The organism is uncultured Mediterranea sp. (assembly GCF_902493215.1).
Lineage (GTDB): Bacteria > Bacteroidota > Bacteroidia > Bacteroidales > Bacteroidaceae > Bacteroides.
In genome coordinates this window covers 122476-148677 of record NZ_CABUOL010000005.1, presented here as the reverse complement: position 1 = coordinate 148677, position 26202 = coordinate 122476, and the positions used below count along the sequence as shown (strand labels likewise).

At 49.9% G+C, this 26202-nt stretch carries 20 protein-coding genes; 11 read left to right on the top strand and 9 right to left on the bottom strand.

The genetic code is table 11. The features are described from left to right. Positions 1-239: 239 nt before the first annotated feature. Positions 240-3143 carry an insulinase family protein gene (locus RDO88_RS04895; protein ID WP_307758307.1) on the bottom strand — a complete coding sequence of 968 codons (2904 nt, stop codon included), beginning with the start codon at positions 3141-3143 and terminating at the stop codon, positions 240-242. Positions 3144-3415: 272 nt separating this feature from the next. Here RDO88_RS04895 and RDO88_RS04890 point away from each other — a divergent pair, with 272 nt between their 5' ends. Then, positions 3416-5191, top strand: coding sequence for an oxaloacetate decarboxylase (locus tag RDO88_RS04890; RefSeq protein ID WP_307758306.1), 1776 nt, complete (start codon positions 3416-3418; stop codon positions 5189-5191). Between the two features lie 141 nt (positions 5192-5332). On the opposite strand, the gene RDO88_RS04885 is transcribed toward RDO88_RS04890, so the two are convergent. Further along, positions 5333-6538 carry a BamA/TamA family outer membrane protein gene (locus RDO88_RS04885; RefSeq protein WP_307758305.1) on the bottom strand — a complete coding sequence of 402 codons (1206 nt, stop codon included), beginning with the start codon at positions 6536-6538 and terminating at the stop codon, positions 5333-5335. Positions 6539-6633: 95 nt separating this feature from the next. On the opposite strand from RDO88_RS04885, the gene RDO88_RS04880 reads away from it, so the two are divergent. From RDO88_RS04880 to nqrF, 7 genes are all read left to right on the top strand, one after another. Next, positions 6634-8034, top strand: coding sequence for a C1 family peptidase (locus RDO88_RS04880; RefSeq protein ID WP_307758304.1), 1401 nt, complete (start codon positions 6634-6636; stop codon positions 8032-8034). A 214-nt stretch (positions 8035-8248) separates the two neighbouring features. Next, the gene (locus RDO88_RS04875) at positions 8249-9598 is read left to right on the top strand and encodes a Na(+)-translocating NADH-quinone reductase subunit A (RefSeq protein ID WP_307758303.1); all 1350 of its coding nucleotides are present in this window, start codon (positions 8249-8251) and stop codon (positions 9596-9598) included. A gap of 40 nt (positions 9599-9638) precedes the next feature. After that, on the top strand, positions 9639-10823 hold the full coding sequence (locus RDO88_RS04870) for an NADH:ubiquinone reductase (Na(+)-transporting) subunit B (RefSeq protein ID WP_307758302.1): 1185 nt from the start codon (positions 9639-9641) through the stop codon (positions 10821-10823). Between the two features lie 14 nt (positions 10824-10837). Next, positions 10838-11524 (top strand): Na(+)-translocating NADH-quinone reductase subunit C, encoded by a 687-nt coding sequence (locus RDO88_RS04865; protein WP_307758301.1) that lies wholly within the window; start codon positions 10838-10840, stop codon positions 11522-11524. A gap of 6 nt (positions 11525-11530) precedes the next feature. Next, positions 11531-12166, top strand: a complete 636-nt coding sequence (locus tag RDO88_RS04860) for an NADH:ubiquinone reductase (Na(+)-transporting) subunit D (RefSeq protein ID WP_075317161.1) — start codon at positions 11531-11533, stop codon at positions 12164-12166. 87 nt (positions 12167-12253) lie between these two features. Next, positions 12254-12880, top strand: a complete 627-nt coding sequence (gene nqrE, locus RDO88_RS04855) for an NADH:ubiquinone reductase (Na(+)-transporting) subunit E (protein WP_075317160.1) — start codon at positions 12254-12256, stop codon at positions 12878-12880. Between the two features lie 19 nt (positions 12881-12899). Then, the gene (gene nqrF / locus RDO88_RS04850) at positions 12900-14168 is read left to right on the top strand and encodes an NADH:ubiquinone reductase (Na(+)-transporting) subunit F (RefSeq protein WP_307758300.1); all 1269 of its coding nucleotides are present in this window, start codon (positions 12900-12902) and stop codon (positions 14166-14168) included. A gap of 295 nt (positions 14169-14463) precedes the next feature. Here the strand turns inward: nqrF and RDO88_RS04845 are convergent, their stop codons facing one another. The 6 genes from RDO88_RS04845 to RDO88_RS04820 all read right to left on the bottom strand — a co-directional run bounded on the left by RDO88_RS04845 (position 14464) and on the right by RDO88_RS04820 (position 21160). Next, positions 14464-15165, bottom strand: a complete 702-nt coding sequence (locus tag RDO88_RS04845; protein WP_307758299.1) for a LytTR family transcriptional regulator DNA-binding domain-containing protein — start codon at positions 15163-15165, stop codon at positions 14464-14466. A gap of 4 nt (positions 15166-15169) precedes the next feature. Further along, the gene (locus RDO88_RS04840; RefSeq protein WP_307758348.1) at positions 15170-16258 is read right to left on the bottom strand and encodes a histidine kinase; all 1089 of its coding nucleotides are present in this window, start codon (positions 16256-16258) and stop codon (positions 15170-15172) included. 144 nt (positions 16259-16402) lie between these two features. Continuing rightward, positions 16403-17623 carry an ABC transporter permease gene (locus RDO88_RS04835; RefSeq protein ID WP_307758298.1) on the bottom strand — a complete coding sequence of 407 codons (1221 nt, stop codon included), beginning with the start codon at positions 17621-17623 and terminating at the stop codon, positions 16403-16405. Between the two features lie 112 nt (positions 17624-17735). Further along, positions 17736-18482, bottom strand: a complete 747-nt coding sequence (locus RDO88_RS04830; protein WP_205096244.1) for an ABC transporter ATP-binding protein — start codon at positions 18480-18482, stop codon at positions 17736-17738. Positions 18483-18494: 12 nt separating this feature from the next. Continuing rightward, on the bottom strand, positions 18495-19721 hold the full coding sequence (locus RDO88_RS04825; protein WP_307758297.1) for an efflux RND transporter periplasmic adaptor subunit: 1227 nt from the start codon (positions 19719-19721) through the stop codon (positions 18495-18497). A gap of 38 nt (positions 19722-19759) precedes the next feature. Continuing rightward, a complete protein-coding gene (locus RDO88_RS04820; protein WP_307758296.1) occupies positions 19760-21160 on the bottom strand; it encodes a TolC family protein in 1401 nt (466 codons plus the stop codon). A gap of 501 nt (positions 21161-21661) precedes the next feature. Here RDO88_RS04820 and RDO88_RS04815 point away from each other — a divergent pair. Genes RDO88_RS04815 through RDO88_RS04805 form a run of 3 tightly spaced genes read left to right on the top strand, consistent with a single transcriptional unit; the run spans position 21662 to position 24653 of the window. Further along, positions 21662-21883 (top strand): DUF4492 domain-containing protein, encoded by a 222-nt coding sequence (locus tag RDO88_RS04815; protein ID WP_205096248.1) that lies wholly within the window; start codon positions 21662-21664, stop codon positions 21881-21883. A 51-nt stretch (positions 21884-21934) separates the two neighbouring features. After that, complete coding sequence (locus tag RDO88_RS04810; protein ID WP_307758295.1) at positions 21935-23512, top strand: cytochrome ubiquinol oxidase subunit I; 1578 nt, start codon at positions 21935-21937, stop codon at positions 23510-23512. 4 nt (positions 23513-23516) lie between these two features. Beyond that, on the top strand, positions 23517-24653 hold the full coding sequence (locus tag RDO88_RS04805) for a cytochrome d ubiquinol oxidase subunit II (RefSeq protein ID WP_307758294.1): 1137 nt from the start codon (positions 23517-23519) through the stop codon (positions 24651-24653). A 265-nt stretch (positions 24654-24918) separates the two neighbouring features. Here the strand turns inward: RDO88_RS04805 and glyA are convergent, their stop codons facing one another. Continuing rightward, positions 24919-26199, bottom strand: a complete 1281-nt coding sequence (glyA, locus tag RDO88_RS04800) for a serine hydroxymethyltransferase (RefSeq protein ID WP_307758293.1) — start codon at positions 26197-26199, stop codon at positions 24919-24921. Positions 26200-26202: the final 3 nt, after the last annotated feature.

Genomic DNA, 26202 nt, shown 5'->3' with positions numbered 1-26202 from the left:
GGCTGATTGACATAGGGACAGGAAAGAATAAAGTCACGGACGGTATGAGAGTCGTTTCGCTCATACCGTCCGTGACTTTTATGGTAGCAGTTCTGACGAAGTGCTTTCTTAAGGTCTGACGGAGCACTTCGTTACCCCCTCATGCAGTGCTTCGTCAGCTCCTCACGAAGCACTTCGTCAGAGGGTCATGCAGTGCTTCGTGAGGATTCCATGCAGTGGGTCGTTGTGAACTCCCTGTGTCAGAACAGCGTATCTGTCGTATTGAACAGTTTGTTGTCATTCAGTTTGACTACTTTACCGTATTTTTCCAGCTTCTTCAGGTCTATCATTTTGGGGTTACCCATGATGGCGATGGCATAGGGTTTGCCCTTGATGTTTGCTTCGTAGAACTTCACGATGTCGTCGAAGGTCAGGGCATCGATTTGCGGCAGCTGTTCTTTGGCTGGGTCTTCTGTGTAACCCTGGTAACCCAGATTTACCAGATACATGGCCTTGCTGCGGAAGTCGGGATGATTGGTCAGGGCAGACTGGCGCAGGTAACTCTTGATGTTGTCGATGCGGTCGGCATTCTTCGGCATGTCGTTGATGAGACCCATAAACACGTCGATGGCATCGTTGGCCTTGTCGTTCTGGGTGCCGATGCTGCCGTACAGGTAGCTGGCCTTGCCGGCAATTCCTTGCGTGGTGGCGTAGGCATAGGCTGTGTAGGCCATGGAACGTTTCTCACGGATTTCGTTCAACACCAGTCCGGTGAAGTCCAGTCCGAAATACTGGTTGAAGGCGTCGCGCATTACGTCATCTTTCTTGTCGGCTGTCTGCATGGGCAGGTAGAAGTGTATCTGTGCCTGTTCGGCGTCACTGTTCGGCAAGAAGTAGATGGTGTTCTCGCTTACTGCCTGCATCGGCTTCACGCGCGGCGATTCGGACGGGCGTTCGTTGGCCACCAGCGGGAGGTTCTGGCTCAGGATGGTGTAGACGTTGTCGAACGGCAGGGTACCTGTATAGAAGATTTTGGATTCGAAGTTGGAGGCACGGTTGATGTCGCCTGTCAGTTCCGAAATTTGCAGTTCCAGCACTTCCTTGTCGGTCAGTTCGTCGATGTAGTCCGACTTGTCACCGTAGAGCAGGTATTGGCGCAGGGCTTCGTTCAGGGTACTGACATTTTCCTTGCGCTGTTGGCGTGTACTTAGAATGTTACCTTTCAGCTGTGCCAGCTGCTTATCGTCCAGCTTGGGCATCAGGATTTGTCGGGACAGGAGCTGGCAGGCTTGGGGAAGAGTTTCTTCGAATCCTTCCATCACGATGGTCAGGTAGTTGGAGCTAGCCGATACGTAACAAGTGGCGTTCAGCTTGCTGAGTTCCTCCTTCAACTGTTGTGGTTCGTAGAGCCCCATCACACCGGCATTGTTCATCAGGTTGGCTGCAATGTCCAGTTTGGGGAATTCATCTGTGCCGGCACCATATTGCAGGACGAGCTGGAAGATGTTGTTCTCCTTATTGGGGGTATAGTACATCTTGGAACGGTCGTTCAGCTGCTTCATCTGTACGTCACTGAAATCAATGAAGTTCTCGGCTACGTGTCCGATGGGCAGGTTTTTGAATTGCAGAGCATAGAGCGATTGTTGTCCTACAGGAGGTTCTACGGGCTTGTAGTTGGGCTTGGCTATCTTCTCGTTTTTCTTGGCTTTACCTTGTTCAATATAAAGGGCCAGATAGTTTTGGGAGAGGTATTGCTTGGCTACACGTTTTACGTCGTCGTTGGTCACAGCCATAATCTTGTCCTTGTAGTTCAGTATTTCACCCAAGTCCTGACCGTTGCAGAAGGCGTTCATCAGAATCATGGCTTTCTGTTCGTTCTTCTCCATAGCCAGGTCGAACTGACGGCACATTTCTGCCTTGATGGCATTGATTTTCCAGTCTTCGAACTCTCCGTTCGCTATTTTTCCGATGGCTTCCACCGCTTTCTTTTCAGCGCTCTTGTTCGACTCGAAGCGGCGCTGGTTTTCGTCGTACAGCGGGATGCTGACTACTACGGAACGACCTTGTTCGCGGAATGTCTGTGCATAAGCTCCGGCACTGGTCAGTTCACCGTCCAGTACCAGTTTGTCCAATGCGCCTGTCTGGCTGCCGTTGCTCAGCAGGGAGAGGGCAATGTCGAGTGCATCTTCGTCGGGATGTCCGGCCGGTACCCCATTGAATACCATGGCAACCTGCGGATAGTAGCCTATTTTCTCGGTATATTGCTTCCGTCCCTTAATGTTCATGTCTGCGTAGGTCTTGCGTTCGGGCATCGGTTTTTTGGCCAGGCGGCCGAAGGTTCCTGCTATGCGGCTGGCCACTTGCTGGGCATTGATGTTTCCTACCAATATCAGTACCATGTTTTCGGGTACGTACCAGGTGTCATAAAATTCGATGAGTTTGCTCAGTTGCGGATTCTTCAAGTGTTCGGGTAATCCGATGATGTCGCGCGAATAGGGGTGACCTTCGAATGCCTTGCTCATGAAAAAGCTGCTGACTGCCTGATTGGGATTGTCCTGGGCGCGGTTGTATTCTTCGTATACATTTTCCAACTCCGGCTGGAAGGAACGGAACACTGGATGGATGAAACGCTGGGAGGAGATTTCGAGCCATTTATTTACCTGATAGGCAGGGAAGGAGCTGTGATAAAAGGTGTAGTCGTAACTGGTAGCAGCGTTTACTCCTTTGGCTCCGATGCTTTCCATCAGGCTGGAATATTCGGTGGGAAGACTGATTTTGCCGGCTTTCAGGGTCAGTTCATTGATTTCCTGATTCAGGGCGTCTTTTTTGACGGGGTCGGTTTCGGAAGCCCGTTGGTCATACTTTGCGATGATTTCTTTGTAGATGGGTTCTTCTTCAGCCCAGTTGAGCGCTCCGATGTTGTCTGTACCTTTGAACATGACGTGCTCCAGATAATGGGCCAGTCCGGTATACTCTTCGGGCTCGTTGATGGAACCGGCCCTAACACCGACCAGTCCGAATACATCCGATTTGGATGCGTCTTCCCATATATATACGGAAAGACCGTTCTTGAGTTTGAATGCCTTCAGGCCTTGGCTGAATACAGGCGTGGCTATGACGGCGATAGCCAGGCATAGCAACATTTTCATTTTTGTGAATCTCATAACTTTACTTTTTTTCAGTTGATGTGTCTTTGATAGTTAATCAGTATACAAAACTATGAAAAAATCACGGATGGTGGTATTTAATATGGTGGAAATTATTCTTTTTGACGGCTATCGGGAATGTAAGGGAAGTCAGATGGGTGACAATATGATATATAACATATCTTTTAAGGTGAATATTTTTAGTGTAAAAATGTCGATATGTCAATTAAATCAGCTATATTTGTACTTGTTAAGTTAACCCCAGGAAAAATCACTAATACCTGACTACGATGAAAAAAGAAATTAAATTCAGTCTCGTTTATCGGGACATGTGGCAGTCATCCGGCAAATATCAGCCTAGAGTAGACCAATTGGTGCGGATTGCTCCTCTGATTGTCGAGATGGGTTGTTTTGCGAGAGTCGAAACCAATGGCGGTGCCTTTGAACAGGTGAACCTGCTTTACGGCGAGAATCCGAACAAGGCCGTGCGTGCTTTTACGAAACCTTTTCATGATGCGGGCATACAAACCCACATGCTGGACAGGGGATTGAATGCGTTGCGCATGTATCCCGTTCCTGCTGATGTACGTCGGCTGATGTATAAGGTGAAACATGCACAAGGGGTCGATATAACCCGTATCTTCTGTGGTTTGAATGAGACTCGCAATATCATCCCGTCCATTAAATATGCTTTGGAAGCGGGCATGATTCCTCAAGCTACGTTATGTATTACTTATTCACCTGTCCATACGGTGGAGTATTACACGGAAATTGCAGACAAGCTGATTGAAGCCGGAGCGCCTGAAATTTGTTTGAAAGATATGGCCGGAATCGGTCGTCCAGGTATGCTGGGCCGTCTGACTAAGGCTATCAAGGAACGCCATCCCGAAGTATTGATACAGTATCACGGGCATAGCGGACCGGGACTTTCGATGGCTTCTATTCTTGAAGTATGCGAAAACGGAGCTGATATAATAGATGTGGCGATGGAACCCATGTCGTGGGGAAAGGTACATCCCGATGTGATTTCTGTGCAGGCTATGTTGAAGGACAAGGGATTCCAAGTTCCTGAAATCAATATGAAGGCCTATATGAAGGCACGTGCAATGACTCAGGAATTTATTGATGACTTTTTGGGATACTTTATGGATCCGACCAACAAGCATATGTCGTCGTTGCTGCTGAAATGCGGATTGCCGGGTGGAATGATGGGTTCGATGATGGCCGATCTGAAAGGAGTCCATTCGGGAATCAATCTTATATTGAAGAGTAAAAACCAACCTCCGATGAGTATCGATGATTTGTTGGTTATGTTATTCGATGAAGTAGAATATGTATGGCCGAAATTAGGCTATCCTCCACTGGTTACACCGTTCAGCCAGTACGTCAAGAATGTGGCATTGATGAATGTCATGCAGCTGGTGAAGGGGGAAGAACGGTGGACCATGATTGACAATCACACTTGGGATATGATTTTGGGTAAGAGCGGACGGCTTCCCGGTAAATTGGCACCTGAAATTGTAGAACTGGCCAAGGAAAAAGGCTATGAGTTTGTGGATACTGATCCTCAAGCCAACTATCCTGATGCGTTGGATCAATATCGTAAGGAGATGGATGAGAACGGATGGGAGTATGGTGAAGATGATGAAGAATTGTTTGAACTGGCCATGCACGACCGTCAGTACCGTGATTATAAATCGGGAGTGGCCAAAAAACGTTTTGAAGAAGAGTTGATGCGTGCCAAAGATGCCGCTTTGTCCCAAGGGGTTGTTTCCGAAGAAGATATCAAGAAACTGAAACGTGCGAAGGCTGACCCGGTGATCGCTCCGTCAAGGGGACAGATATTGTGGGAGGTATCAGTTGACGGTCCGTCATCAGCTCCATTTGTCGGCCGCAAATATCAGCATGATGAGGTATTTTGTTATATTTCTACACCGTGGGGTGAATATGAAAAGATTTATACAGGATTTACGGGGCGCGTTGTAGAGATTTGCGCCCAACAAGGGGCTATGGTGAACAAAGGCGATGTAATTGCCTATATACAACGCAGCGATATATTTGCATAAACAATTGTTTCCAATTCGTTTTCGATAGGTATGGCACAAAAGTGCATGTGGTAAAAAGTTTGTAGGAACAGCAGGATGGGGGATGCTTGTTTGAGGCATCCCCTTTTTCTGGTAGATAATTATATTGGAAAATATAATCAATCAGAATGCTTCGGTCATGTTGAAGTAGAAGAGGGTTTGGTTGTTTACAGTATTCTTGCCCAAATCCAGACGGACATTCATTCGTGGTTGTACCTCGATGCGGAGGCCTACGCCATAATTCGGCAATACTCCTTCTATCTTTCCAGGTGTGGGGCCCATAAAACCACATCCTCCCCATACTACGAAGCCCAGGTGGCTGATGATGCGTTTTAACCAGGTTTCCTGATCGGTATTGAGCATTTGACGGTATTCTGCCATGACGATATGCGATGATTTGTCGCGATATTGTCCCTGGTAATATCCACGTAGATCAAAGGGGGTACCTGTGAGAGAATATTGGGTGAGGGGAATATTTTTCCCGAATACATTCTTGGTCTGCGCCGTCCAGGCAATAACTTTGCGGTTACCCACTTCCTTGTATTGGCGGTAATCCAGTTCCAGTCGATAAAAATTTTTGTCACTGCCAAAAATCTTATGATACATCATGCCACGGAAGTCCAGATAAATTCCTTTATACGCATTGGCTGGCACATCGCGGCTGTCGTATGTCAGAAGGAAACCCAATCCGGAGTTGAAATTCTTGTATCCGTTGGCGTTACCACCTGCTGCCAGATAGCTTTCATTGGTCGTCAGTCCTTTGGCCGGTTGGGTGAAGTGGTCATAATTAATGTCAATTTGGGGTCCTGCGAAAAAGTCGCTGTTACCCAAACGGAACAGGAACCATGGATTGATCTGTACACCGCTGTAACGGTACTGGCTTGTAGAGTCGCTTCGGATGTAGTTCTTGTTTGTGGTATATCCGATATCATAGTAGTTCTCCAATGTATTCTTGTAACTGAACTTCCCGAAGATGCGGAAACGGTCGTGTTTGAAGAATAATTGGGGTTTGAAGAAGATGTTGATTCCTCCGTCAAACATGAATGCCAGTGCGGCAGGTACGACCGAACGTTTCAGTGTTGTGTCTTCTGGCGCCATGCTGAATGTCATCAGGGCACTTCCGCCAATCAGAAGTCCAAAATCTGGCGAATAGCTTGGGCCTCCCAAGATGTTATAATGAAAATTACGGTTCGCTTTTTCAAGCTTCCGTAGTTCTTTTTTTGTGAGGGCAGGGGTACTGTCATTCAACGCTACATCTTCCCTTTGTTGGGCTTTTATATCGGTCACTACCCATATAAAAAGAAGCAGAATAGATATTATTTTCTTCATATTGTTGGAAATGTGTTGCAAAGGTACTAAAAATCTCAGAAAAAGCTTGTATATTTGTAGCTATTAACATTGCTCATTTAAAAAGTTTGTCATTAATGAAGAAACAATTTTTATCGGTATTTGTTCTGGGAAGTATCTTGCTTAATGCACAGGCTCAGGATAGTAAGGGTGGAATCAGTCCGGATATGCTGGGGCAGATTCGTCAAAGTTATCAAGGAACTGCTTCCGATAAGGCTCTGCGTAATGCTATCGGAAACAACAGCATCCGGAGCCTGGCCCTCAATCAGGAGAATATGCAGGAGATGGATACCCATTTTTCCATACGTGTGAAGTCGAAAGGTGTTACGGACCAACAATCTTCCGGTCGTTGCTGGCTTTTTACGGGTTTGAACGTAATGCGTGCCAAGGCGATGGCTAAATACAATCTGCCTTCGTTTGAATTTTCTGAAATCTATCCGTTCTTTTGGGACCAGCTGGAAAAGTCGAATCTTTTTCTTCAGGGGATAATTGATACCAGTGACAAGCCTCTAGAAGATAAAACGGTACAATGGCTCTTCCAGCATCCGCTGAGTGACGGAGGTACATTTACCGGTGTGGCTGACATTGTGGGTAAATATGGACTTGTTCCTAAAGAAGCTATGCCGGAGACCAACAGTAGTAACAATACATCGCAAATGGCCAATCTTATTTCGTTGAAACTGAAAGAGTATGGACTTCAGCTTCGTGAATTGGGGACAAATGGCGCCAAACGTTCTGTCATGTTGGAAGAGAAAACAAAAATGTTGGGTACTATTTACCGAATGCTGGTGTTGAATTTGGGAGTACCCCCGACAGAATTTGACTTTGTCCGTAAGGATGTTCAGGGAAATCCGATAGAAACGGAACATCATACGCCGATGACTTTCTTGGAAAAGTATGGGGATAAGAATCTGTTGTCCAATTATGTGATGCTGATGAATGATCCTAGTCGTGAATATTATAAATGTTATGAAATTGATTATGACCGTCACCGTTATGATGGAAAGAATTGGACATATATCAATTTGCCGGTAGACGAAATTAAGGAAATGGCCATTGCTTCATTGAAAGACAGTACGATGATGTACTTCTCCTGTGATGTAGGTAAGTTCCTTGATTCCAAACGTGGTTTGCTTGATGTAAATAACTATGATTATGAGTCTCTGATGGGGACTACTTTTGGTATGGACAAAAAACAGCGTATCCAGACATATTCAAGCGGTTCCAGTCACGCTATGACGTTGATGGCAGTCGATTTGGACAAGGATGGGAAGCCTGTGAAATGGATGGTGGAGAATAGTTGGGGCGCTCAGTCGGGATATCAGGGGCATCTCATAATGACTGATCGTTGGTTTGATGAATACATGTTCCGCCTGGTAGTCGAAACCAAGTACGTGTCTGAAAAAGTGAAGGAGCTCCTCAAACAGAAACCAATCCGCTTGCCGGCATGGGATCCGATGTTTGCTGAGGAGAAATAGTTTATAAAATGAAGAGAGAGTAAAAGGAGGTTTATATGAGCCTCCTTTTTTAGTGTTTGTAAAGCCGTTTTGGAAGCTATAGAAGGAGATTGTGTCCGTTAACGGAGCCTATTACGGAAAATTCTCCGTATTTCCTCTTGTTTTTCCTCCGTTATCACATTCTTTTTTACTAATTTTGCGGCAAATTAATGAAACCATTATTTTAAATCAACACATGGCAAATGTAATTAAATTACGCAAAGGCCTTGACATTAACCTGAAAGGCAAAGCTGCGGAAGAGTTCTTTTCTGTGAAAGAGCCGGGATTTTATTCGCTTGTTCCCGATGATTTTACAGGAATAACTCCCAAAGTGGTAGTCAAAGAACAGGAATATGTAATGGCCGGAGGACCCTTGTTTATCGACAAGAACCATCCTGAACTGAAAATTGTGTCACCCGTGAGTGGTGTAGTGACAAGCGTTGAACGAGGTGCACGCCGAAAGGTGATGAACATTGTCGTTGAGGCTGCCACCGAGCAGGATTATGAAGAATTCGGCAAAATGGATCCGTCCAAGATGAACGCCCAGCAAATCAAGGAGGCGTTGCTCAATGCCGGTATGTTTGCTTTCATCCGCCAGCGTCCCTACGATGTTGTCGCAGATCCTACGGTGGAGCCGAAAGCAATTTTTGTATCTGCTTTTGACAGCAACCCGTTGGCACCTGATTTTGAATTCGCCCTGAAAGGGGAGGAGGCCAATTTCCAGACAGGTCTCGATGCGTTGGCTAAATTGGCCAAAACTTATCTCAACATCAGTGTGAAACAGAAGGCTGCTGCTTTGACACAAGCCAAGAATGTGACCATAACAGCTTTCGATGGCCCGCATCCGGCTGGTAATGTGGGTGTACAGATTAATCACATTGCCCCCATTTCCAAGGGTGAAACGGTATGGACACTTGCTGCCGAGGCTGTGCTGTTCATTGGCCGTCTGATGAATACGGGACGGGTGGATTTGACTCGTACGGTGGCTGTTACAGGTAGTGAATTCAAGAAACCGGCTTATTGCAAACTGAAAGTGGGTGCCTTGCTGACCCATGTGTTCCAAGGTAATGTGACGACCGACAAGACGTTGCGTTATATCAGTGGAAATGTGTTGACTGGCAAACAAGTATCTCCCAATGGATTTTTGGGAGCTTTCCATAACCAACTGACTGTTATTCCTGAAGGAAGCGAAAATCATGAGATGTTGGGATGGATTATGCCGCGTTTCAATCAGTTCAGTGTGAGTCACTCTTATTTCAGCTGGTTGATGGGTAAGAAGGAGTATGTATTCGATGCCCGCATCAAGGGTGGTGAACGCCACATGATTATGTCCAATGAATATGATCGTGTTTTCCCGATGGATATTTATCCGGAATATCTGGTGAAGGCAATTATTGCCGGTGACATTGACCGTATGGAAGCGTTGGGTATCTATGAAGTGGCTCCCGAAGACTTTGCCTTGTGCGAATTTGTTTGTTCCTCAAAGGTAGAAGTTCAGCGTATCGTACGTGCAGGACTTGATATGCTTCGTGCTGAAATGGCATAATTAAGAAAGTTGTAAATTGCTAAATTGATAAATTAATTAGATGAAAGCGTTAAGAAATTATCTCGACAAGATAAAGCCGAACTTTGAAGAGGGCGGTAAATTCCACGCGTTTCGTTCGGTGTTCGATGGCTTTGAAACATTCTTGTTCGTGCCTAACACCACTTCGAAATCGGGAACGCATATTCATGATGCCATTGACAGCAAACGCATTATGTCGATGGTTGTCATTGCGCTGATACCGGCATTGTTGTTCGGTATGTATAATGTGGGTTATCAACATTTCCATGCTACTGGCGTTACTGGTAGTTTCATCGAAATGTTTGCTTATGGTTTTTTGGCAGTGTTGCCTAAAATCATAGTATCATATGTAGTAGGTCTGGGCATTGAGTTTGTCGTAGCCCAGTGGAAGAATGAAGAGATTCAGGAGGGCTTCCTGGTTTCGGGTATTCTTATTCCGATGATTGTGCCGGTTGACTGTCCGTTGTGGATGTTGGCCGTTGCCACTGCATTCTCTGTAATTTTTGCCAAAGAAGTATTTGGTGGTACGGGTATGAACGTATTCAACGTGGCTCTTATCACACGTGCTTTCTTGTTCTTTGCATATCCTACCAAAATGTCTGGTGATTCTGTTTGGGTATCCGGTGACAGTATTTTCGGTTTGGGTGGCGACAAGTTTGTAGATGGTTTCTCGGGTGCTACTGCATTGGGCGTAGCTTCTGTTGCTCCTACAGCTGATGGTTATATGCCTTTCTCTTGGGATATGGTAACCGGACTTATTCCTGGTTCAATTGGTGAAACAAGTGTCATAGCCATCGGTATCGGTGCTGTAATATTGTTATGGACAGGTATTGCCAGCTGGAAAACAATGTTTTCTGTATTTGTAGGCGGTGCTTTCATGGCATGGGTATTCAATGAGTTCGGTCCTGATACAGCAATGGCCAAAATGCCTTGGTATGAACATCTCGTGCTTGGTGGCTTCTGTTTCGGCGCCGTGTTTATGGCTACCGACCCTGTTACTTCGGCCCGTACAGAAACTGGTAAATATATCTTTGGTTTCCTGATTGGTGTAATGGCTATCATTATCCGTGTTCTCAATCCTGGTTATCCTGAAGGTATGATGCTTGCCATCTTGCTGATGAATATTTTTGCTCCGCTTATCGACTATTGTGTTGTACAGAGCAATATCAGCCGTCGCGAAAAACGTGCAATCAAGTCTAACAATTGAAATACCGAATGAAAATGAATACTAATAGTAACAGTTATACTATCATTTATGCTTCGGTAATGGTTGTTATCGTGGCATTCTTGCTGGCATTTGTCAGTTCTTCCTTGAAGGAGACGCAGAACAAGAACGTAGAGTTGGACACGAAAAAGCAGATATTGGCTGCCCTTAATGTCCGTAACGTAGAAGATGCCGATGCAGAATATAATAAATATGTAAAGGCCGACATGCTGATGAACGCTGACGGTACACTGACTGAAAATACGGGTGCATTTGCTACCGGTTATGAAAAGGAAGTGAAGGAAAACAATCGTCTGCACGTGTTTGTTTGTGAGGTGGACGGTGCCAAAAAGTATGTATTCCCTGTTTATGGGACCGGTCTTTGGGGAGCTATTTGGGGATATATTGCCCTGAACGAGGATAAGAATACCGTATATGGTACTTATTTTTCGCACGCCAGCGAAACTCCGGGCCTGGGTGCTGAAATTGCTACTGATCACTTCCAAAGTGAATTCTTGAACAAGAAAACTTTGGAAAATGGCGAAATTGCTCTTGGGGTAGTGAAGAATGGTAAGATTGAGAATGCCGACTATCAGGTTGATGGTATTTCTGGTGGTACAATCACTTCTCTGGCTGTAGACGCCATGATCAAGGGTTGTTTGGGTAATTACAAGAGTTTTTTAACCAATAATGTGGAGGAATAAAAGAATATGGGACAGTTATTTTCAAAGCAGAATAAAGAAATATTCTCTACTCCATTGGGAATGAACAACCCTGTTACCGTACAGGTGTTGGGTATCTGTTCGGCATTGGCCGTTACGGCCAAGTTGGAACCGGCCATTGTGATGGGACTTTCCGTGACGGTTATTACGGCATTCTCCAATGTAGTAATTTCATTGTTGCGTAAGACCATCCCCAACCGTATCCGTATCATCGTACAGTTGGTTGTTGTAGCTGCGCTGGTAACCGTTGTGAGTGAAATTCTGAAAGCGTTTGCCTATGATGTAAGTGTACAGCTTTCGGTATACGTAGGTTTGATTATTACGAACTGTATCCTGATGGGACGTCTGGAAGCTTTTGCCATGCAGGCTGGTCCGTGGGAGTCTTTCCTTGACGGTGTAGGCAATGGTTTGGGTTATGCCAAGATTTTGATTATCGTGGCTTTCTTCCGTGAGTTGTTGGGTTCAGGTACGTTATTGGGTTTCAATATTCTCAACTACGAACCTCTGAAACAGTTGGGATATCAGAACAACGGTCTGATGTTGATGCCTCCTATGGCGTTGATCATCGTGGCTTGTATCATTTGGTATCAACGTGCCCGTCACAAAGAGTTACAAGATAAATAAGTATTAATGGAGAATGGATAATGGATAGGAGATAATGATAATGAAATTATCAATTGTCAATTATCAATTATCAATTAAATAATGATTATGGAACATTTTTTTACTTTGTTAGTCCGCTCCATTTTTGTGGATAACATGATATTCGCTTTCTTCCTCGGCATGTGTTCTTATCTGGCCGTTTCGAAGACTGTGAAGACTTCCGTTGGCTTGGGTATCGCCGTAACTTTTGTGTTGGTGGTTACCCTTCCGGTCAACTATTTGTTGCAGACCAAGGTACTGGGTCCGAATGCTATCATTGAAGGTGTAGACCTCAGTTTCCTTAGCTTTATTCTTTTCATTGCCGTCATTGCTGCCATCGTTCAGTTGGTAGAAATGATTGTAGAACGTTTCAGCCCTTCGCTTTATGCTTCTTTGGGTATATTCTTGCCGCTGATTGCCGTGAACTGCGCCATCATGGGTGCTTCACTTTTCATGCAGCAGCGCATTAATCTTGGCATGAGTGATCCGAAGTATATTGGTGGAGTGGGCGATGCTATTTCATACGCTTTAGGTTCCGGTATTGGTTGGATGCTGGCAATTGTCGGCCTGGCTGCTATCCGCGAGAAAATGGCTTATTCTGATGTACCTGCTCCTCTCAAAGGTTTGGGTATTACATTCATCACGGTAGGTCTGATGGCTATTGCATTTATGTGTTTCTCAGGTTTGAACATCTAATAAAGAAAGGAATAAGACAATGGATATGAATATGATATTGGCAAGCATTGGAGTATTCCTCGTAGTGGTTCTTCTGCTTGTGGTGATTCTGTTGGTAGCCAAGAAATTTTTGGTTCCTTCAGGTAATGTTAAGCTTACAATGAATGGCGACAAGGTGCTGGATGTAGCATCGGGTAGTACGTTGCTGAATACGCTGGCCGTTAACGGCGTTTATCTTTCTTCCGCTTGCGGTGGTAAAGGTTCTTGCGGTCAGTGCAAATGTCAGGTAGTAGAAGGTGGTGGTGAAATTCTGCCTTCTGAGATTCCCCACTTCAGCCGCAAGCAGCAGAAAGATCATTGGCGTTTGGGCTGCCAGGTGAAGGTGAAAGGAGATATGTCTATCAAGGTGCCCGAAAGTGTATTGGGTGTGAAGGAATATGAATGTACCGTTATCTCCAACAAGAATGTGGCTACCTTCATCAAGGAGTTCAAAGTACAGCTTCCTGCCGGTGCCCATATGGACTTCCTGCCGGGTTCTTACGCACAGATTAAGATTCCTGCTTTTACAATGGATTATGACAAGGACATTGATAAGAGTCTTATCGGTGATGAGTATTTGCCTGCTTGGCAGAAGTTTGGCCTTTTCCCGTTGAAGTGCGTCAATCCAGAACCTACTGTCCGTGCTTACTCCATGGCCAACTATCCGGCTGAGGGTGACGTATTTATGCTGACAGTTCGTATTGCTACTCCTCCGTTCAAGCCCGATCGTAGCGGTTTCATGGATGTAAATCCTGGTATAGCCTCTTCTTATATCTTCACGCTGAAGCCGGGTGATAAGGTGACGATGAGCGGTCCTTATGGTGACTTCCATCCTCACTTCGACTCTAAGAAAGAAATGATTTGGGTAGGTGGTGGTGCCGGTATGGCTCCGCTTCGTGCGCAGATTATGCATATGACCAAGACGTTGAATACTCGTGATCGTGAAATGCACTATTTCTATGGTGCCCGTGCATTGAATGAAGTATTCTATTTGGATGACTTCCTCGGATTGGAGAAAGAATTCCCCAACTTCCATTTCCATTTGGCTTTGGACCGTCCTGATCCGGCAGCCGATGCAGCGGGTGTGAAGTATACTCCGGGCTTTGTTCATACAGTAATGTACGATACTTATCTGAAGGATCATGAAGCTCCTGAAGATATTGAATACTACATGTGTGGTCCTGGACCGATGTCTAAGGCTGTTGTTAATATGCTTGATAGCCTGGGTGTTGAGTCGTCCAGCATTATGTATGACAACTTCGGTGGATAATTAGTTCTTAGGTCTCCCTTAAAAGCGGATGGCGATATCCTTTGCGGAAATTGCTATCCGCTTTCTTTTTATAGACCTTTCTATAGGGGAGCAATTTATGGCAATGTGGATTGAATAAAAATGGGCACCCCCTGCGTTCGCTTAACGTGGAAGTGCCCAACAAAAACTAAACTAGACTTAACTAAACTATTCTATTGAAGAGTTTCACAACTCCGTTATTTATTCGGCATCAAAGATACGATGTTTTTGTAGAACATCCAAATGTATAGCCTAAAAAGTTGATATAGTGGACGATTCAACTCCTTCGGTCAAGATATTCCTGAAATGCGGCCTTGTAACTTTCGCTGACAGGGATGCTGGTTTTCCCAAAAATGATGCGTCCGCGGTCGATGATGCGTATCTTGCTTTTTTGTACGATATACGAACGGTGAACGCGCATAAATCGGGATGCAGGCAACAACTCTTCCATAGCTTTCATGCTCATGAGTGAGAGTATGGGACGCTGGCTGCCTTCCTCGTATATCTTGACGTAGTCTTTCAGGCCTTCCACGTAGAGGATATTGTCCAGTTCTATCTGTACCAGTTTATAGTCGCTTTTGACAAAAATGGAAGTGATTTCTTCGTGGGGCTGGTTGAGGAGTTCGAACCAGTGGACAGCCTTGTTGGCAGCCTGTAGGAAGTCGGTGTAGGAAATGGGTTTGAGCAGATAGTCAAGGGCGTTGACTTTGTATCCGTCTATCGCATACTGCTCGAAAGCGGTAGTGAAGATGATACGAGTGTGCGAATCTACCATTTTGGAGAACTCAAGTCCGTTGAGCTCCGGCATTTGGATGTCGAGGAAGAGCAGGTCGGTTTGCTTTTCAGGCAGTTCTTTCATTGCCTGTACCGCACTGGAGTATTTTCCTGTCAGTTCGAGGAAGGGCGTTTTTTCCACATAGCTCTCGAGCAGGCCGAGAGCAAGTGGTTCGTCGTCTACAATAGCACATTTCAGTTTCATAGCTTTATTCGTTTTTTAATTCTTCAGTGGGATAGCATTCTATTGTAAGTTTGGAATAATATTCTTTTCCCGTTTCATCCACTCCCTGGTGCCAGGTATATCGATGGGGGTAGGAGAGCTCGAGACGGCGGCGCACTTGTTCCAGACCGATGCCGCTACCGCTCTTGTCACCCTGAGATTTGGGATGGTAGCTGTTGGTTATTTCACAACTGACACAATTGTCTGCTTGGCTGAAACGTATTCGGATGTAGCTGGGTTCTGTGGGCGAAATGCCATGCTTGAACGCATTTTCGATGAGGGAGATAAAGATGAGCGGGGCAATTTCGGTACGGTTTTCAGGGCTGATGTCGAAGTGGGTCTCCACTGTAACGTTGGACGCCAGGCGGATGCGCATCAGGGCTATGTAGTTGCGGATAAAGTCCATTTCTTTGTTGAGCGGCACTACGTTTTGCTGATTGTCGTAGAGAACGTGGCGAAGCAGGCGGCTCAGTTCCTGTACGGCCTGTTGTGCCTTGTCTGCATCGAAGGCAATGAGAGCATAGATGTTGTTCAGGGTGTTGAGCAGGAAGTGGGGGTTGAGCTGGCTACGCAAGTTCTTGAGTTCGGCTTCCGTGCGCTGTTGTTCGGCCTCGCGGCGTGCGGCCTCGTTGGCTGCCCAGCGGCGGCTCATGCGGATGGCAGCACTGAGCCCCACAGTGAGTACCATGGAGAATATGTCTCGAAGGAAAAAAATCCATTTGGGAGGTCCGTCAAGACGTTTTATGGGGCGGATTGAATCAGGATGTACGAAAATGAATTCTTGCCAGAAATGCGAACCGGTTGCAATGAGAAGGATGCAGAGAGCATTCAGTACGAGATAGGTCTTGATATGGCTCTTGAACAAGTAGCAGGGAATGAGAAGGCAGTAGTTCAAGTAGAAAATGATGAGAAATGAAAGGGGGACAATGCAGCCGTGGCGCAAGTATTCAGGCCACGTGATATTGAATCCGCTCCGGCTCATCATGAGGAACGGAAAGCCGAAGACAATACCCCAACCAATGATGTGGGTCAGGACTTCGACAAGATAAGGACGTTGTGACAAGTTTCGTTTCATCATAGTGGGACAAAGATAAGATTAAATGAAGAATTAATAATAAAGAATGAAGAATTATTTGAAAGCATGAATGATACGGACTCTCACAGGTAAAGTTTCTCCTTTATCGTGAGCATCCGTATCATCCACGCCTGAAAGAGGGAGTTATTCGTAACGAATAGCTTCAATCGGGTCGAGACATGCAGCCTTCTTGGCAGGATACCATCCGAAGAATACGCCGGTGACGGTGCAGACGGCGAACGAGAGGATGACGCTCCAGGGCTGGATGAAGATGGGCCAGTGGGCCACGTTCTTGACGATGAACGAAGCTCCGCATCCGATGAGCACGCCGATGATACCACCCGTGATACTGATGAGGATGGCTTCGATGAGGAATTGCGACAGAATATCAATACCTCGGGCGCCGACAGACATGCGCAGACCGATTTCGCGGGTACGCTCGGTGACGGAGACGTACATGATGTTCATGATTCCGATGCCGCCCACGACGAGCGAGATGCCTGCGATGCAGGCCAACAGCGTGGTCATCAGGTCGGTGGTGGTGTTGAGCATGGAGCTCAACTCCTGCTGGCTGCGGATGGTGAAGTCATCGTCGTCCGTATCGCGCAACTTGTGGTTGCGTCGCAGGATGGTGCTGACCTCTTCGGTGGCATAGTCGGTCATGTCTTCCGAGAGGGCCGAAGCAAAGATGCCTTCCAGATAGGTTTGGGCCAGCAGTCGCTTCATCACGGTGGTGTAGGGAGCCAGTACGACGTCGTCCTGGTCCATGCCCATGGAGTTGTAGCCTTTGCTCTTGAGGACACCTACCACGCGCAGGGGTACCTGGTTGAAGCGGATGATGCGTCCGATGGGGTCGGTACCGTCGGGGAAGAGGTTGTCTACGATGGTCTTTCCGATGACACAAACCTTGGCAGACACCTGGATGTCGGCTTCAGTAAACATCTCGCCCTCTTCGACCGTAAGCTGGCGTATCTCCAGATACTCCGTGCCTACGCCGCTGACAGAAGAGGGGTAGTTGTTGTTGCCGGCAATGAGCTGGCCGCTGCTCGACACGTTGGGGCTGATGGCCGAGAGAAAGGTCGTCTCGTTGCGCAACGATTCATAGTCGGACAGCTTCAGGGTCTGCATTTCGCTGGGATCCATCCGCACACCGCCCCGTCGTTCGCCTCCCGGATGTATCATGATCATGTTGGAGCCCATTTCGGAGATTTGTGCCTGGATGCTCTTTTTCGAGCCCTGGCCGATGGCCAGCATCGTGATGACGGAGGCCACACCGATGATGATACCCAGCATGGTGAGGAAGGCGCGCAACTTGTTGTTGGCAAGGGCGCGCAGGGCTATTTTGAATAAGTTTGTTCCGTTCATAAGGGTTGTTTTTTCTGTTTCTTCCATCACTTTTCAGTGGTGGAATTCTGCGGTTGCATTTAATGGTCCGTTAAACGGGCGCTTAACGGTCTGTTAAATTCCCCTCCCTTCTTTAGTCCTCCTCGGGCACGGGGAGGGCGGCCAGCGCTTCGGCTGCATTCAGAATGTGAGGGTTCACACGGTCGTCCTTTACCTGCCCGTCGCGCAGGGTGATGTTGCGGCTGCTGTATTGGGCTATTTCGGGGTTGTGGGTGACGAAGATGATGGTGCGTCCCTCGGCGTGGAGCTTCTGGAAGAGGACCAGAATCTCGAACGAAGTGCGCGTATCGAGGTTTCCTGTCGCTTCGTCGGCCAGTATGACGGCGGGGTTGTTGACCAGTGCGCGGGCGATGGCCACACGCTGCATCTGTCCGCCGGACATCTGGTTGGACTTGTGCTCCAGACGGTCGCCCAAGCCCACAGCTATCAGGGCGTCGATGGCCCTGCGGCGGCGTTCGGCGGCCGAGACGGAGGGGTTGTACATCAGCGGCAATTCCACGTTCTCGACAGCGGTAGTCTTCGGCAGAAGATTGTAGTTCTGGAAGACGAAGCCTATCTTGCGGTTGCGCAGGATGGCTCGCTGAGGTTTGGACATGGTCCGCACGGAGATGCCGTCCAGCAAGTACTCGCCGCTGGTGGGGGTGTCGAGGCAGCCCAGCGTGTTGAGCAGGGTGGACTTGCCCGAGCCCGACGTTCCCATGATGGTGACAAACTCGCCTTCGCGGATGGTGAACGAAACGCCACGCAGCGCGTGTACCGTTTCGTCGCCCACCTGGAAGTTGCGTTTGATGTTTTGTAGTTCGATGACAACTTTGTTCATGGCTGTTTATTCTTATTGTTTGCCGTTACTGTTGCTTTTCTTCTTGTCGTTACCCGGAGGGCCAGGCATGAAGGGGCTGCGTTCGCCGGTTTCGAGTTCGGCTTCGGGTTGGGTGCCGCGGGTGATGTTGGCCTCGCAGATGACTTCCGTACCGGCTTCGATGCCGCCTGTTATTTCAGTGTAGCTTCCGTTGCTGATGCCTGTGCTGACGGGATGGGCCGTGAAGACATTGCCTTGCTTGGTCCACAGCTTGTGTTCGCCTTCGCAGTCGTTGATGACGGCATCATCGCCTACGATGGGACGGGCCGGGGTGAAACGCAGGGCGGCGGCAGGTACGCTGTTCACACCACGCTTGTCCAGCGTATAGATGGTGATGTTGGCCGTCAGACGCGGTTTCAGCTTGAGGTCGGGGTTGGGAGCCGAGATGACTACCTCGTAGGTAACCACCGTCGTACTGCTGGTGGTGCTGGTCGATGAGGAGGCTTCACCCAGACGGATCTGGGTCACTTCGCCCTGGAAGGTGTCGTTGGGATAGGCGTCTACGGTGAACTCCACACGCTGGCCCAGTTCTACGCCGCCTATATCGGCTTCATCCACGTCGGCCACTACCTGCATCTGCGTCAGGTCGGCGGCAATGGTGAAGAGGGTCGGTGTCTCGAAGCCCGAAGCCACGGTCTGTCCTTCTTCCACATCCTTGCTGATGACCACGCCGTCGATGGGCGAGGTGATGGTGGCGTACGACAGGTTGCGTTCGGCCTTGGCCAGGGCGGCCTTGCTGCTGTCGAAGGTACTCTTGGCCTTCAGGTAGTTGTATTCGGACTGCTCGTAGTCGGTGTCGCTGATGAGGTTCTTGGCCTTCAGCCCCTTGTTGCGCTCGTAGTTCTTCAGCTGATACTCGTATTCGGCTTTGGCGCCGTCGTAGGTAGCCTGCGACGAGGCCAGTTCGCTTTCCAGTGTCACCTTGTCCATCAGGGCGATGAGCTGCCCTTCCTTGACGATGGTGTTGTAGTCTACATAAATCTTGTCGATGATGCCGCTGACCTGCGTACCTACTTCGACTTCCGTAACAGGTTCGATGGTACCTGTGGCGGTGACGAAGTTCGAAATGTCCGCCGGACCTACCTTGACCATCTCATACGTAACCTGCTGCTTGCGGTTGCTTCCTCCAAGCAGCCAGACGGCTGCTCCGGCCACGATGATGACGCCTGCCGTGAGGGTGATGATTTTCTTCTTGTTCATATGCTATAATTGTTATGCTTTGATTGTTTCTATGCTGGTTAGAGTTCGAACGTTTCGCCCTGGTAGAACTGGAGCAGGCCGGCGTTGAGCAGTGCCATATACTTGGCCTGAAGCATTTCCTGCTGGGCGCTGAGCAGGTTGTTCTTTTCGGTGAGCAGTTCGACGGTATTCTTCATGCCGAGGTTGAACTGTTCGCTGACGAGGTCGTAGCTGGTCTGTGTGCTCTCCAGCTTCTTGCTGGCGGCCACGTATTGCTGCTGGGCGCTGTTGGCGTCGAGCCACAGGTTCTCGATGGTCTTGTAGAGCGTCTTCTGCTTGTCGAGCAGGTCCAGTTCGCTGGTCTGCTTCTGGAGCTTGGCCTTGTTGACGGACGACTTGGTCTGCCGTTTGTCGTAGAGGGGGATGCTCAGGGTGAGGCCCAGCGAGTTGTTCCAGTTCTGCTTGATCTGTTCGGTAAAGGTGAAGTCGTTGCCGTTGGCATTGGTGCTTCCGATACCTGCGCTCAGGCTGATGGTGGGCAGGTAGCCCGAGCGGGCTATCTTGATGTTGAGGTCGGAAGCTTCGACATCGAGTTTGTCCGACTCGATTTCAGGGCGCATCAGCAGGGCCGTGCGGTAGACGTCCACTTTGTTGGGCAGGGGAGTGAGCACCTGGGCGTCGTCGGGCATCGTCATGTCGAGGTTCATTTCTTCGCTTCCGTCCAGTTCGAGGAGTTGCTTCAGCTGGAGCTTGTAGTCCTGCAGGGTGGCCTGCGAGGTGACCAGCTGATAGTTGTCGCTGCTCACCTGTGCGTCGAGCTGGGCCAGGTCGCTCTGGGCGATGCTTCCGGCTTCGAAGAGCTGCTTGCCGCGTTCGTACTGGGCCTGGCTCACTTCGAGGGTCGCTTCGTTTATCTTGACCGCTTCGGCGGCGTAGAGTATCTGTACGTAGACCTGCATGATGCTCTCTTCGATGGAGTTCTCGCTTTCGGCCACGGCCAGGTCGGCGATGCGCTGGTTCAGCTGTTGCTGCTTGATGGTGTTCAGCCGCTTGCCGCCGTTGTAGAGGGTCCAGTTGGCGTCGATGCCATAGCTTCCGTTATAGGATGTCTTGCTCTGGCTGGTGGTGATGTTGTCGCCGCTGATGATGGTACCGTTGGTGGTATTGGGGCGGTTTACGACGCGCTGGCTCACGCTGGCGTTGAGCGAGGGAAAGAGGTCGGCCTTGGCCGTCTTCACATCCTCCTGCGTGCTTTGTGCGCTGATGCGGTTGCGGCGGATGGTGATGTTGTTCTGCAAGGCATAGTCGATGCACGTCTGCAAGTTCCATTGCTGGGGCAGGCGGGCGGCAGCGGTGGTGTCGGCCTGTGCGCTTGGCGTTGTCTCGGCGGTCTGTGCTTCTGCGCAGGTGATGCCTGCCAGGCAGAGAGCCGTCAGGGTGAATGTTCTTAGATTTGTCATATCGCTTGAGAATTTGGAGTTATCGTTTTCTGTCAAATCAATCTGTTCTCTCTTCTTTTTTCTGTGACAAAAGTACGGGGCTTTCGTCGGATGTGGAAAAAAGATGGACGTTGGCCGTACAGACAACGCTTATCCGGCAGATTTTGCCGACCAATCAGAATGGTGCTTGGGACGGGGTGAAGCGCAGATTATGCGGCCGGAAGCAGGGTTCTTGTCGGTCTGAAGCAACACGCGTGGCAGATGTTTCTATCTTTGATGACACAAGATGCTGTCTTATGTTGCACAAGATGCCATCTTATGTTGCACAAGATGCCATCTCATGCTGCACAAGATGCCATCTCATGCTGCTCAAGATGCCATCTTATACAATCAATGAAGGAGACTTGTTGCTGCTGTGGTTGTACTCTTGTCTTCGAAGGCCAGGATAATTCATTTTTGGGAAAGCTTTCTTTTGCATTTCTCAGGGTTTGTGCTATCTTTGTATTTCTATGACCTTGGATTATGAAACATCTTTTCCTGAACATCTGGCAATTCTATCGCGACGGCTTCCGCGGCATGAAGCTGGGGCGGACGTTGTGGCTGATTATCCTCATCAAGCTTTTTGTTATGTTTTTCATCCTTAGGCTGTTCTTCTTCCCCGACTTCCTGAAACAGGCGGCCGACGGCGGAGAGAAGAACGGGTACGTGAGCCGTGAACTGATTGAGCGGATGCCTTCGAGGTAGATTGCTTTGTTGTGTACAGAACATTATTCCCTTACTATTAATATTTGATTTATGATTGAACACATTGATTCTTCGCTGATCGACTGGTCGAGGGCACAATTTGCGCTGACCGCCATCTACCATTGGATTTTTGTGCCGCTGACCTTGGGGCTGGCCGTGGTCATGGGCCTTATGGAGACCTTCTATTATCGGACGGGCGACCCCTTCTGGAAACGGACCGCCCGCTTCTGGATGAAACTTTTTGGCATCAACTTCGCCATTGGCGTGGCTACGGGGCTTATTCTGGAGTTTGAGTTCGGCACCAACTGGAGCAACTACAGCTGGTTTGTGGGCGACATCTTCGGAGCGCCGCTGGCCATCGAGGGTATTGTGGCCTTCTTCATGGAGGCGACGTTCATTGCCGTGATGTTCTTCGGCTGGCAGAAGGTGAGCCGCGGCTTCCACCTGGCCTCCACGTGGCTGACGGGCCTGGGCGCCACCATCTCGGCCTGGTGGATACTGGTGGCCAATGCGTGGATGCAATACCCTGTGGGGATGGAGTTCAACCCTGATACGGCCCGCAACGAGATGGTGGACTTCTGGGCCGTAGCCACTTCGCCGATGGCCGTCAACAAGTTCTTCCACACCGTTCTTTCAGGTTGGGTGCTGGGAGCCTTGTTTGTGGTAGGCGTCAGCTGCTGGTATCTGTGGAAGAAGCGCGAGCGCCGCTTTGCCCTGAGCAGCATCAAGGTGGGTGCGTCTGTAGGCCTGTTTGCGGCACTGATGGCCGCCTGGACGGGCGACGGGTCGGGCTACCAGGTGGCCCAGCACCAGCCGATGAAGCTAGCCGCCATGGAGGGTTATTACGAAGGGCAGGAGGGAGCCGGCCTGGTGGCCTTCGGCGTGCTGAACCCTGCCAAGCAGAAGGCCGGCGACGGCGTGGAGCCTTTCCTCTTCCGCATGGAGATTCCCAAGATGCTCTCGTTGCTGGCCGAGCGCAAGGCCGATGCCTTTGTACCAGGTATCAACGACCTGCTGGAGGGTGGCTACGAGCTGAAAGACGGCACGACAGCCCTATCGGCCACAGAGAAGATGGAGCGCGGACGCAAGGCCATCGGGGCCTTTGCCGCCTATCGGGAGGCGCGTGCCCAGGGTGACGATGCGGCGGCCGAGGTCGCTTCCGTCGAGCTGAAGGAGAATATGCCATACTTCGGCTACGGATATATCAAAGACGTGCACGAGCTGGTGCCCAACGTGCCGCTCACCTTCTACATGTTCCGCGTGATGGTGATGTTGGGCGGATACTTCATCCTGTTCTTCCTCGTGGTGCTGTTCGTGGTCTTCAGGAAAGACCTGAGCCGCCTGCGCTGGTTGCAGATGGTGGCCATGCTCAGTGTGCCGCTGGGATATCTGGCCGGACAGGCAGGTTGGGTGGTGGCCGAGTGCGGACGCCAGCCGTGGACCATCCAGGACATGCTGCCCGTGGGCGCGGCCATCTCGAAGCTGGAGGTGGGTTCGGTGCAGACCACCTTCTTCCTCTTCCTGTTCCTCTTTACCGTCCTGCTGGTGGCTGAGGTGGGCATCATGCTGAAAGCCATCCGAAAGGGACCTGAGAATTCAAACGTAGACATTCATTCTTCAAATTATTGACGTTATGGTATTACTTCAACAATATTGGTGGTTTGTGGTCTCCCTGCTGGGAGCCATCTTGGTGTTTCTGCTTTTTGTGCAGGGGGGCAATTCGCTTCTGTTCTGCCTGGGCAAGACGGAAGAGCAACGGCGCATGCTGGTGCTCTCGACGGGGCGCAAGTGGGAATTTACGTTCACGACGCTCGTTACCTTCGGAGGTGCCTTCTTCGCTTCCTTCCCCCTGTTCTACAGTACCAGCTTCGGCGGGGCCTACTGGTTGTGGATGATTATCCTCTTCAGCTTCGTGTTGCAGGCCGTCAGCTACGAATTTCAGCTGAAGGCGGGCAATCTGTTGGGCAAGAACACGTATCGCGCCTTCCTGGTGCTGAACGGCGTGGTGGGGCCTGTACTGCTGGGCGGGGCGGTGGCCACGTTCTTCACAGGCTCGGCCTTCTATGTGGACAAGGGCAGCATGACGGAGACGATGATGCCCGTCATCAGCCGTTGGGCCAACGGATGGCACGGACTCGACGCGCTGGCCAATCCCTGGAACGTGGTGATGGGCCTGGCGGTGTTCTTCCTGGCGCGGGTGCTGGGGGCGCTGTACTTCGTGAACAGCATTGCCGACGAAGAGCTGACGGGCCGTTGCCGCCGTTCGTTGTGGGCCAATGCAGGATTGTTCCTGGTGTTCTTCCTGGCTTTCCTGGTACGCACACTGGTGGCCGACGGCTATGCGGTCGACCCTGAGACAGGGCTTGTGTGCATGGAGCCCTATAAGTATCTGACGAATTTCCTCGAGATGCCTGTGGTGCTGGTGCTGTTTCTGGCGGGCGTGGTCAGTGTGCTGTGGGGCATCGGACGCACGTTGTGGAAGAAGGGCTTCGACAAGGGCATCTGGTTTGCGGGCATCGGCACGGTACTGACGGTGCTTTCCCTTCTGCTGGTAGCGGGTTACAACCACACGGCCTACTATCCGTCGACGGCCGACCTGCAAAGCTCGCTCACCTTGCAGAACAGCAGCTCCAGCGAGTTCACCCTGCGCACCATGGCCTATGTGTCCATCCTCGTGCCTTTCGTACTGGCCTATATCTTCTATGCCTGGCGGAGCATCGACAACCGCAAGATAGAGCGGCAGGATACGGCCGGCGGTGAGGAGGATTGAGGTTTCTCTCCGCTCTGTGTATGAACCTAAAAAAAGAGGGCGTGTCAAAATAGAGGTATCTGAGACTCTCCTCCTTCGGGAAGGAGGAGTACCCGATAGGGGGAGGTGGTAGGTGAATACATAATTCGTTGATTGATAACTTTTCGCGAAAACCTACCACCCCGCCCTTTGGGCACCCCTCCTTCCAGAAGGAGGGGAGTTAAAATAGTCTCACTTCATTTTGACACACCCTCTTTTCTATGTGGTGTGATATTCAGTCGTCCGTTCAATAGGCGAAGAGCGGATACTTCTTCATCGTCTCGTTGACGCGGGCACGAACCTGTGCGATGACGGCTTCGTTGTCTACGTTGGACAGGACGGTTTCTATCATCTCGGCAATCTCGTACATCAAGTCTTCCTTGGCGCCGCGGGTAGTGATGGCAGGCGTACCCAGGCGGATGCCCGACGTCTGGAAGGCAGAGCGGCTGTCGAAGGGTACCATGTTCTTGTTGACGGTGATGTCGGCCGATACGAGGGCTTTCTCGGCCACCTTACCTGTGAGGTCGGGGTACTTCGTGCGCAGGTCGACGAGCATGGAGTGGTTGTCCGTTCCGCCGCTCACGATGGAGAAGCCGCGGTCGATGAGTGCCTGAGCCAGGGTGGCGGCGTTCTTCTTCACCTGCAGGGCATATTCCTTCCACGAAGGCTGGAGGATTTCGTTGAAGGCCACGGCCTTGGCGGCAATGACATGCTCCAGCGGTCCGCCCTGAATGCCGGGGAACACGGCCGAGTCGAGCAGCTGCGACATCATCTTCACTTCGCCCTTCGGCGTCTTCTTGCCCCAGGGGTTGGGGAAGTCCTTGCCCATGAGGATGATACCTCCACGCGGGCCGCGCAGGGTCTTGTGAGTGGTCGAGGTGACGATGTGGGCATACTTCACAGGGTTGTCCAGCAGGCCTGCGGCGATGAGGCCGGCGGGGTGTGCCATGTCAATCATCAGGATGGCGCCCACCTTGTCGGCTATTTCGCGCATGCGCTTGTAATCCCATTCGCGTGAGTAGGCCGAACCGCCGCCGATAATCATCTTCGGATGTTCGCGCAGGGCCACTTCCTCCATCTGGTCGTAATCCACACGACCCGTTTCCTTGTTCAGGTTGTATTCGCACGGATGGTAGATGATGCCCGAGGTGTTCACCAGCGAGCCGTGCGACAGGTGTCCGCCATGAGCCAGGTTCAGCCCCATGAACTTGTCGCCGGGGTTGAGCACGGCCAGGAAGACGGCCGCGTTGGCCTGTGCGCCCGAGTGGGGCTGTACGTTGGCCCATTCGGCGCCGAATATCTTCTTGATGCGGTCGATGGCGATCTGCTCACTCTGGTCCACCACTTCGCAACCGCCGTAGTAGCGCTTGCCGGGATAGCCTTCGGCATACTTGTTGGTGAGGCAGGAACCCATGGCCTGCATCACTTCGTCGCTTACAAAGTTTTCGGAGGCTATCAGCTCGATGCCTTTCAGCTGGCGCTGGTGCTCCTTTTCGATGATGTCAAAAATCAAGTTGTCTCTTTCCATGTG

Bases quoted from the DNA above. Each gene is read 5' to 3' on its own strand.
- RDO88_RS04805 (WP_307758294.1), top strand. From the start codon at position 23,517: ATGGTATTACTTCAACAATATTGGTGGTTTGTGGTCTCCCTGCTGGGA.
- RDO88_RS04825 (WP_307758297.1), bottom strand. From the start codon at position 19,721: ATGAACAAGAAGAAAATCATCACCCTCACGGCAGGCGTCATCATCGTG.
- RDO88_RS04870 (WP_307758302.1), top strand. From the start codon at position 9,639: ATGAAAGCGTTAAGAAATTATCTCGACAAGATAAAGCCGAACTTTGAA.
- RDO88_RS04860 (WP_075317161.1), top strand. From the start codon at position 11,531: ATGGGACAGTTATTTTCAAAGCAGAATAAAGAAATATTCTCTACTCCA.
- RDO88_RS04890 (WP_307758306.1), top strand. From the start codon at position 3,416: ATGAAAAAAGAAATTAAATTCAGTCTCGTTTATCGGGACATGTGGCAG.
- nqrF (WP_307758300.1), top strand. From the start codon at position 12,900: ATGGATATGAATATGATATTGGCAAGCATTGGAGTATTCCTCGTAGTG.
- RDO88_RS04830 (WP_205096244.1), bottom strand. From the start codon at position 18,482: ATGAACAAAGTTGTCATCGAACTACAAAACATCAAACGCAACTTCCAG.
- RDO88_RS04865 (WP_307758301.1), top strand. From the start codon at position 10,838: ATGAATACTAATAGTAACAGTTATACTATCATTTATGCTTCGGTAATG.
- RDO88_RS04835 (WP_307758298.1), bottom strand. From the start codon at position 17,623: ATGAACGGAACAAACTTATTCAAAATAGCCCTGCGCGCCCTTGCCAAC.
- nqrE (WP_075317160.1), top strand. From the start codon at position 12,254: ATGGAACATTTTTTTACTTTGTTAGTCCGCTCCATTTTTGTGGATAAC.
- RDO88_RS04840 (WP_307758348.1), bottom strand. From the start codon at position 16,258: ATGAAACGAAACTTGTCACAACGTCCTTATCTTGTCGAAGTCCTGACC.
- RDO88_RS04895 (WP_307758307.1), bottom strand. From the start codon at position 3,143: ATGAGATTCACAAAAATGAAAATGTTGCTATGCCTGGCTATCGCCGTC.
- RDO88_RS04820 (WP_307758296.1), bottom strand. From the start codon at position 21,160: ATGACAAATCTAAGAACATTCACCCTGACGGCTCTCTGCCTGGCAGGC.
- RDO88_RS04885 (WP_307758305.1), bottom strand. From the start codon at position 6,538: ATGAAGAAAATAATATCTATTCTGCTTCTTTTTATATGGGTAGTGACC.
- RDO88_RS04875 (WP_307758303.1), top strand. From the start codon at position 8,249: ATGGCAAATGTAATTAAATTACGCAAAGGCCTTGACATTAACCTGAAA.
- RDO88_RS04880 (WP_307758304.1), top strand. From the start codon at position 6,634: ATGAAGAAACAATTTTTATCGGTATTTGTTCTGGGAAGTATCTTGCTT.
- glyA (WP_307758293.1), bottom strand. From the start codon at position 26,199: ATGGAAAGAGACAACTTGATTTTTGACATCATCGAAAAGGAGCACCAG.
- RDO88_RS04845 (WP_307758299.1), bottom strand. From the start codon at position 15,165: ATGAAACTGAAATGTGCTATTGTAGACGACGAACCACTTGCTCTCGGC.
- RDO88_RS04810 (WP_307758295.1), top strand. From the start codon at position 21,935: ATGATTGAACACATTGATTCTTCGCTGATCGACTGGTCGAGGGCACAA.
- RDO88_RS04815 (WP_205096248.1), top strand. From the start codon at position 21,662: ATGAAACATCTTTTCCTGAACATCTGGCAATTCTATCGCGACGGCTTC.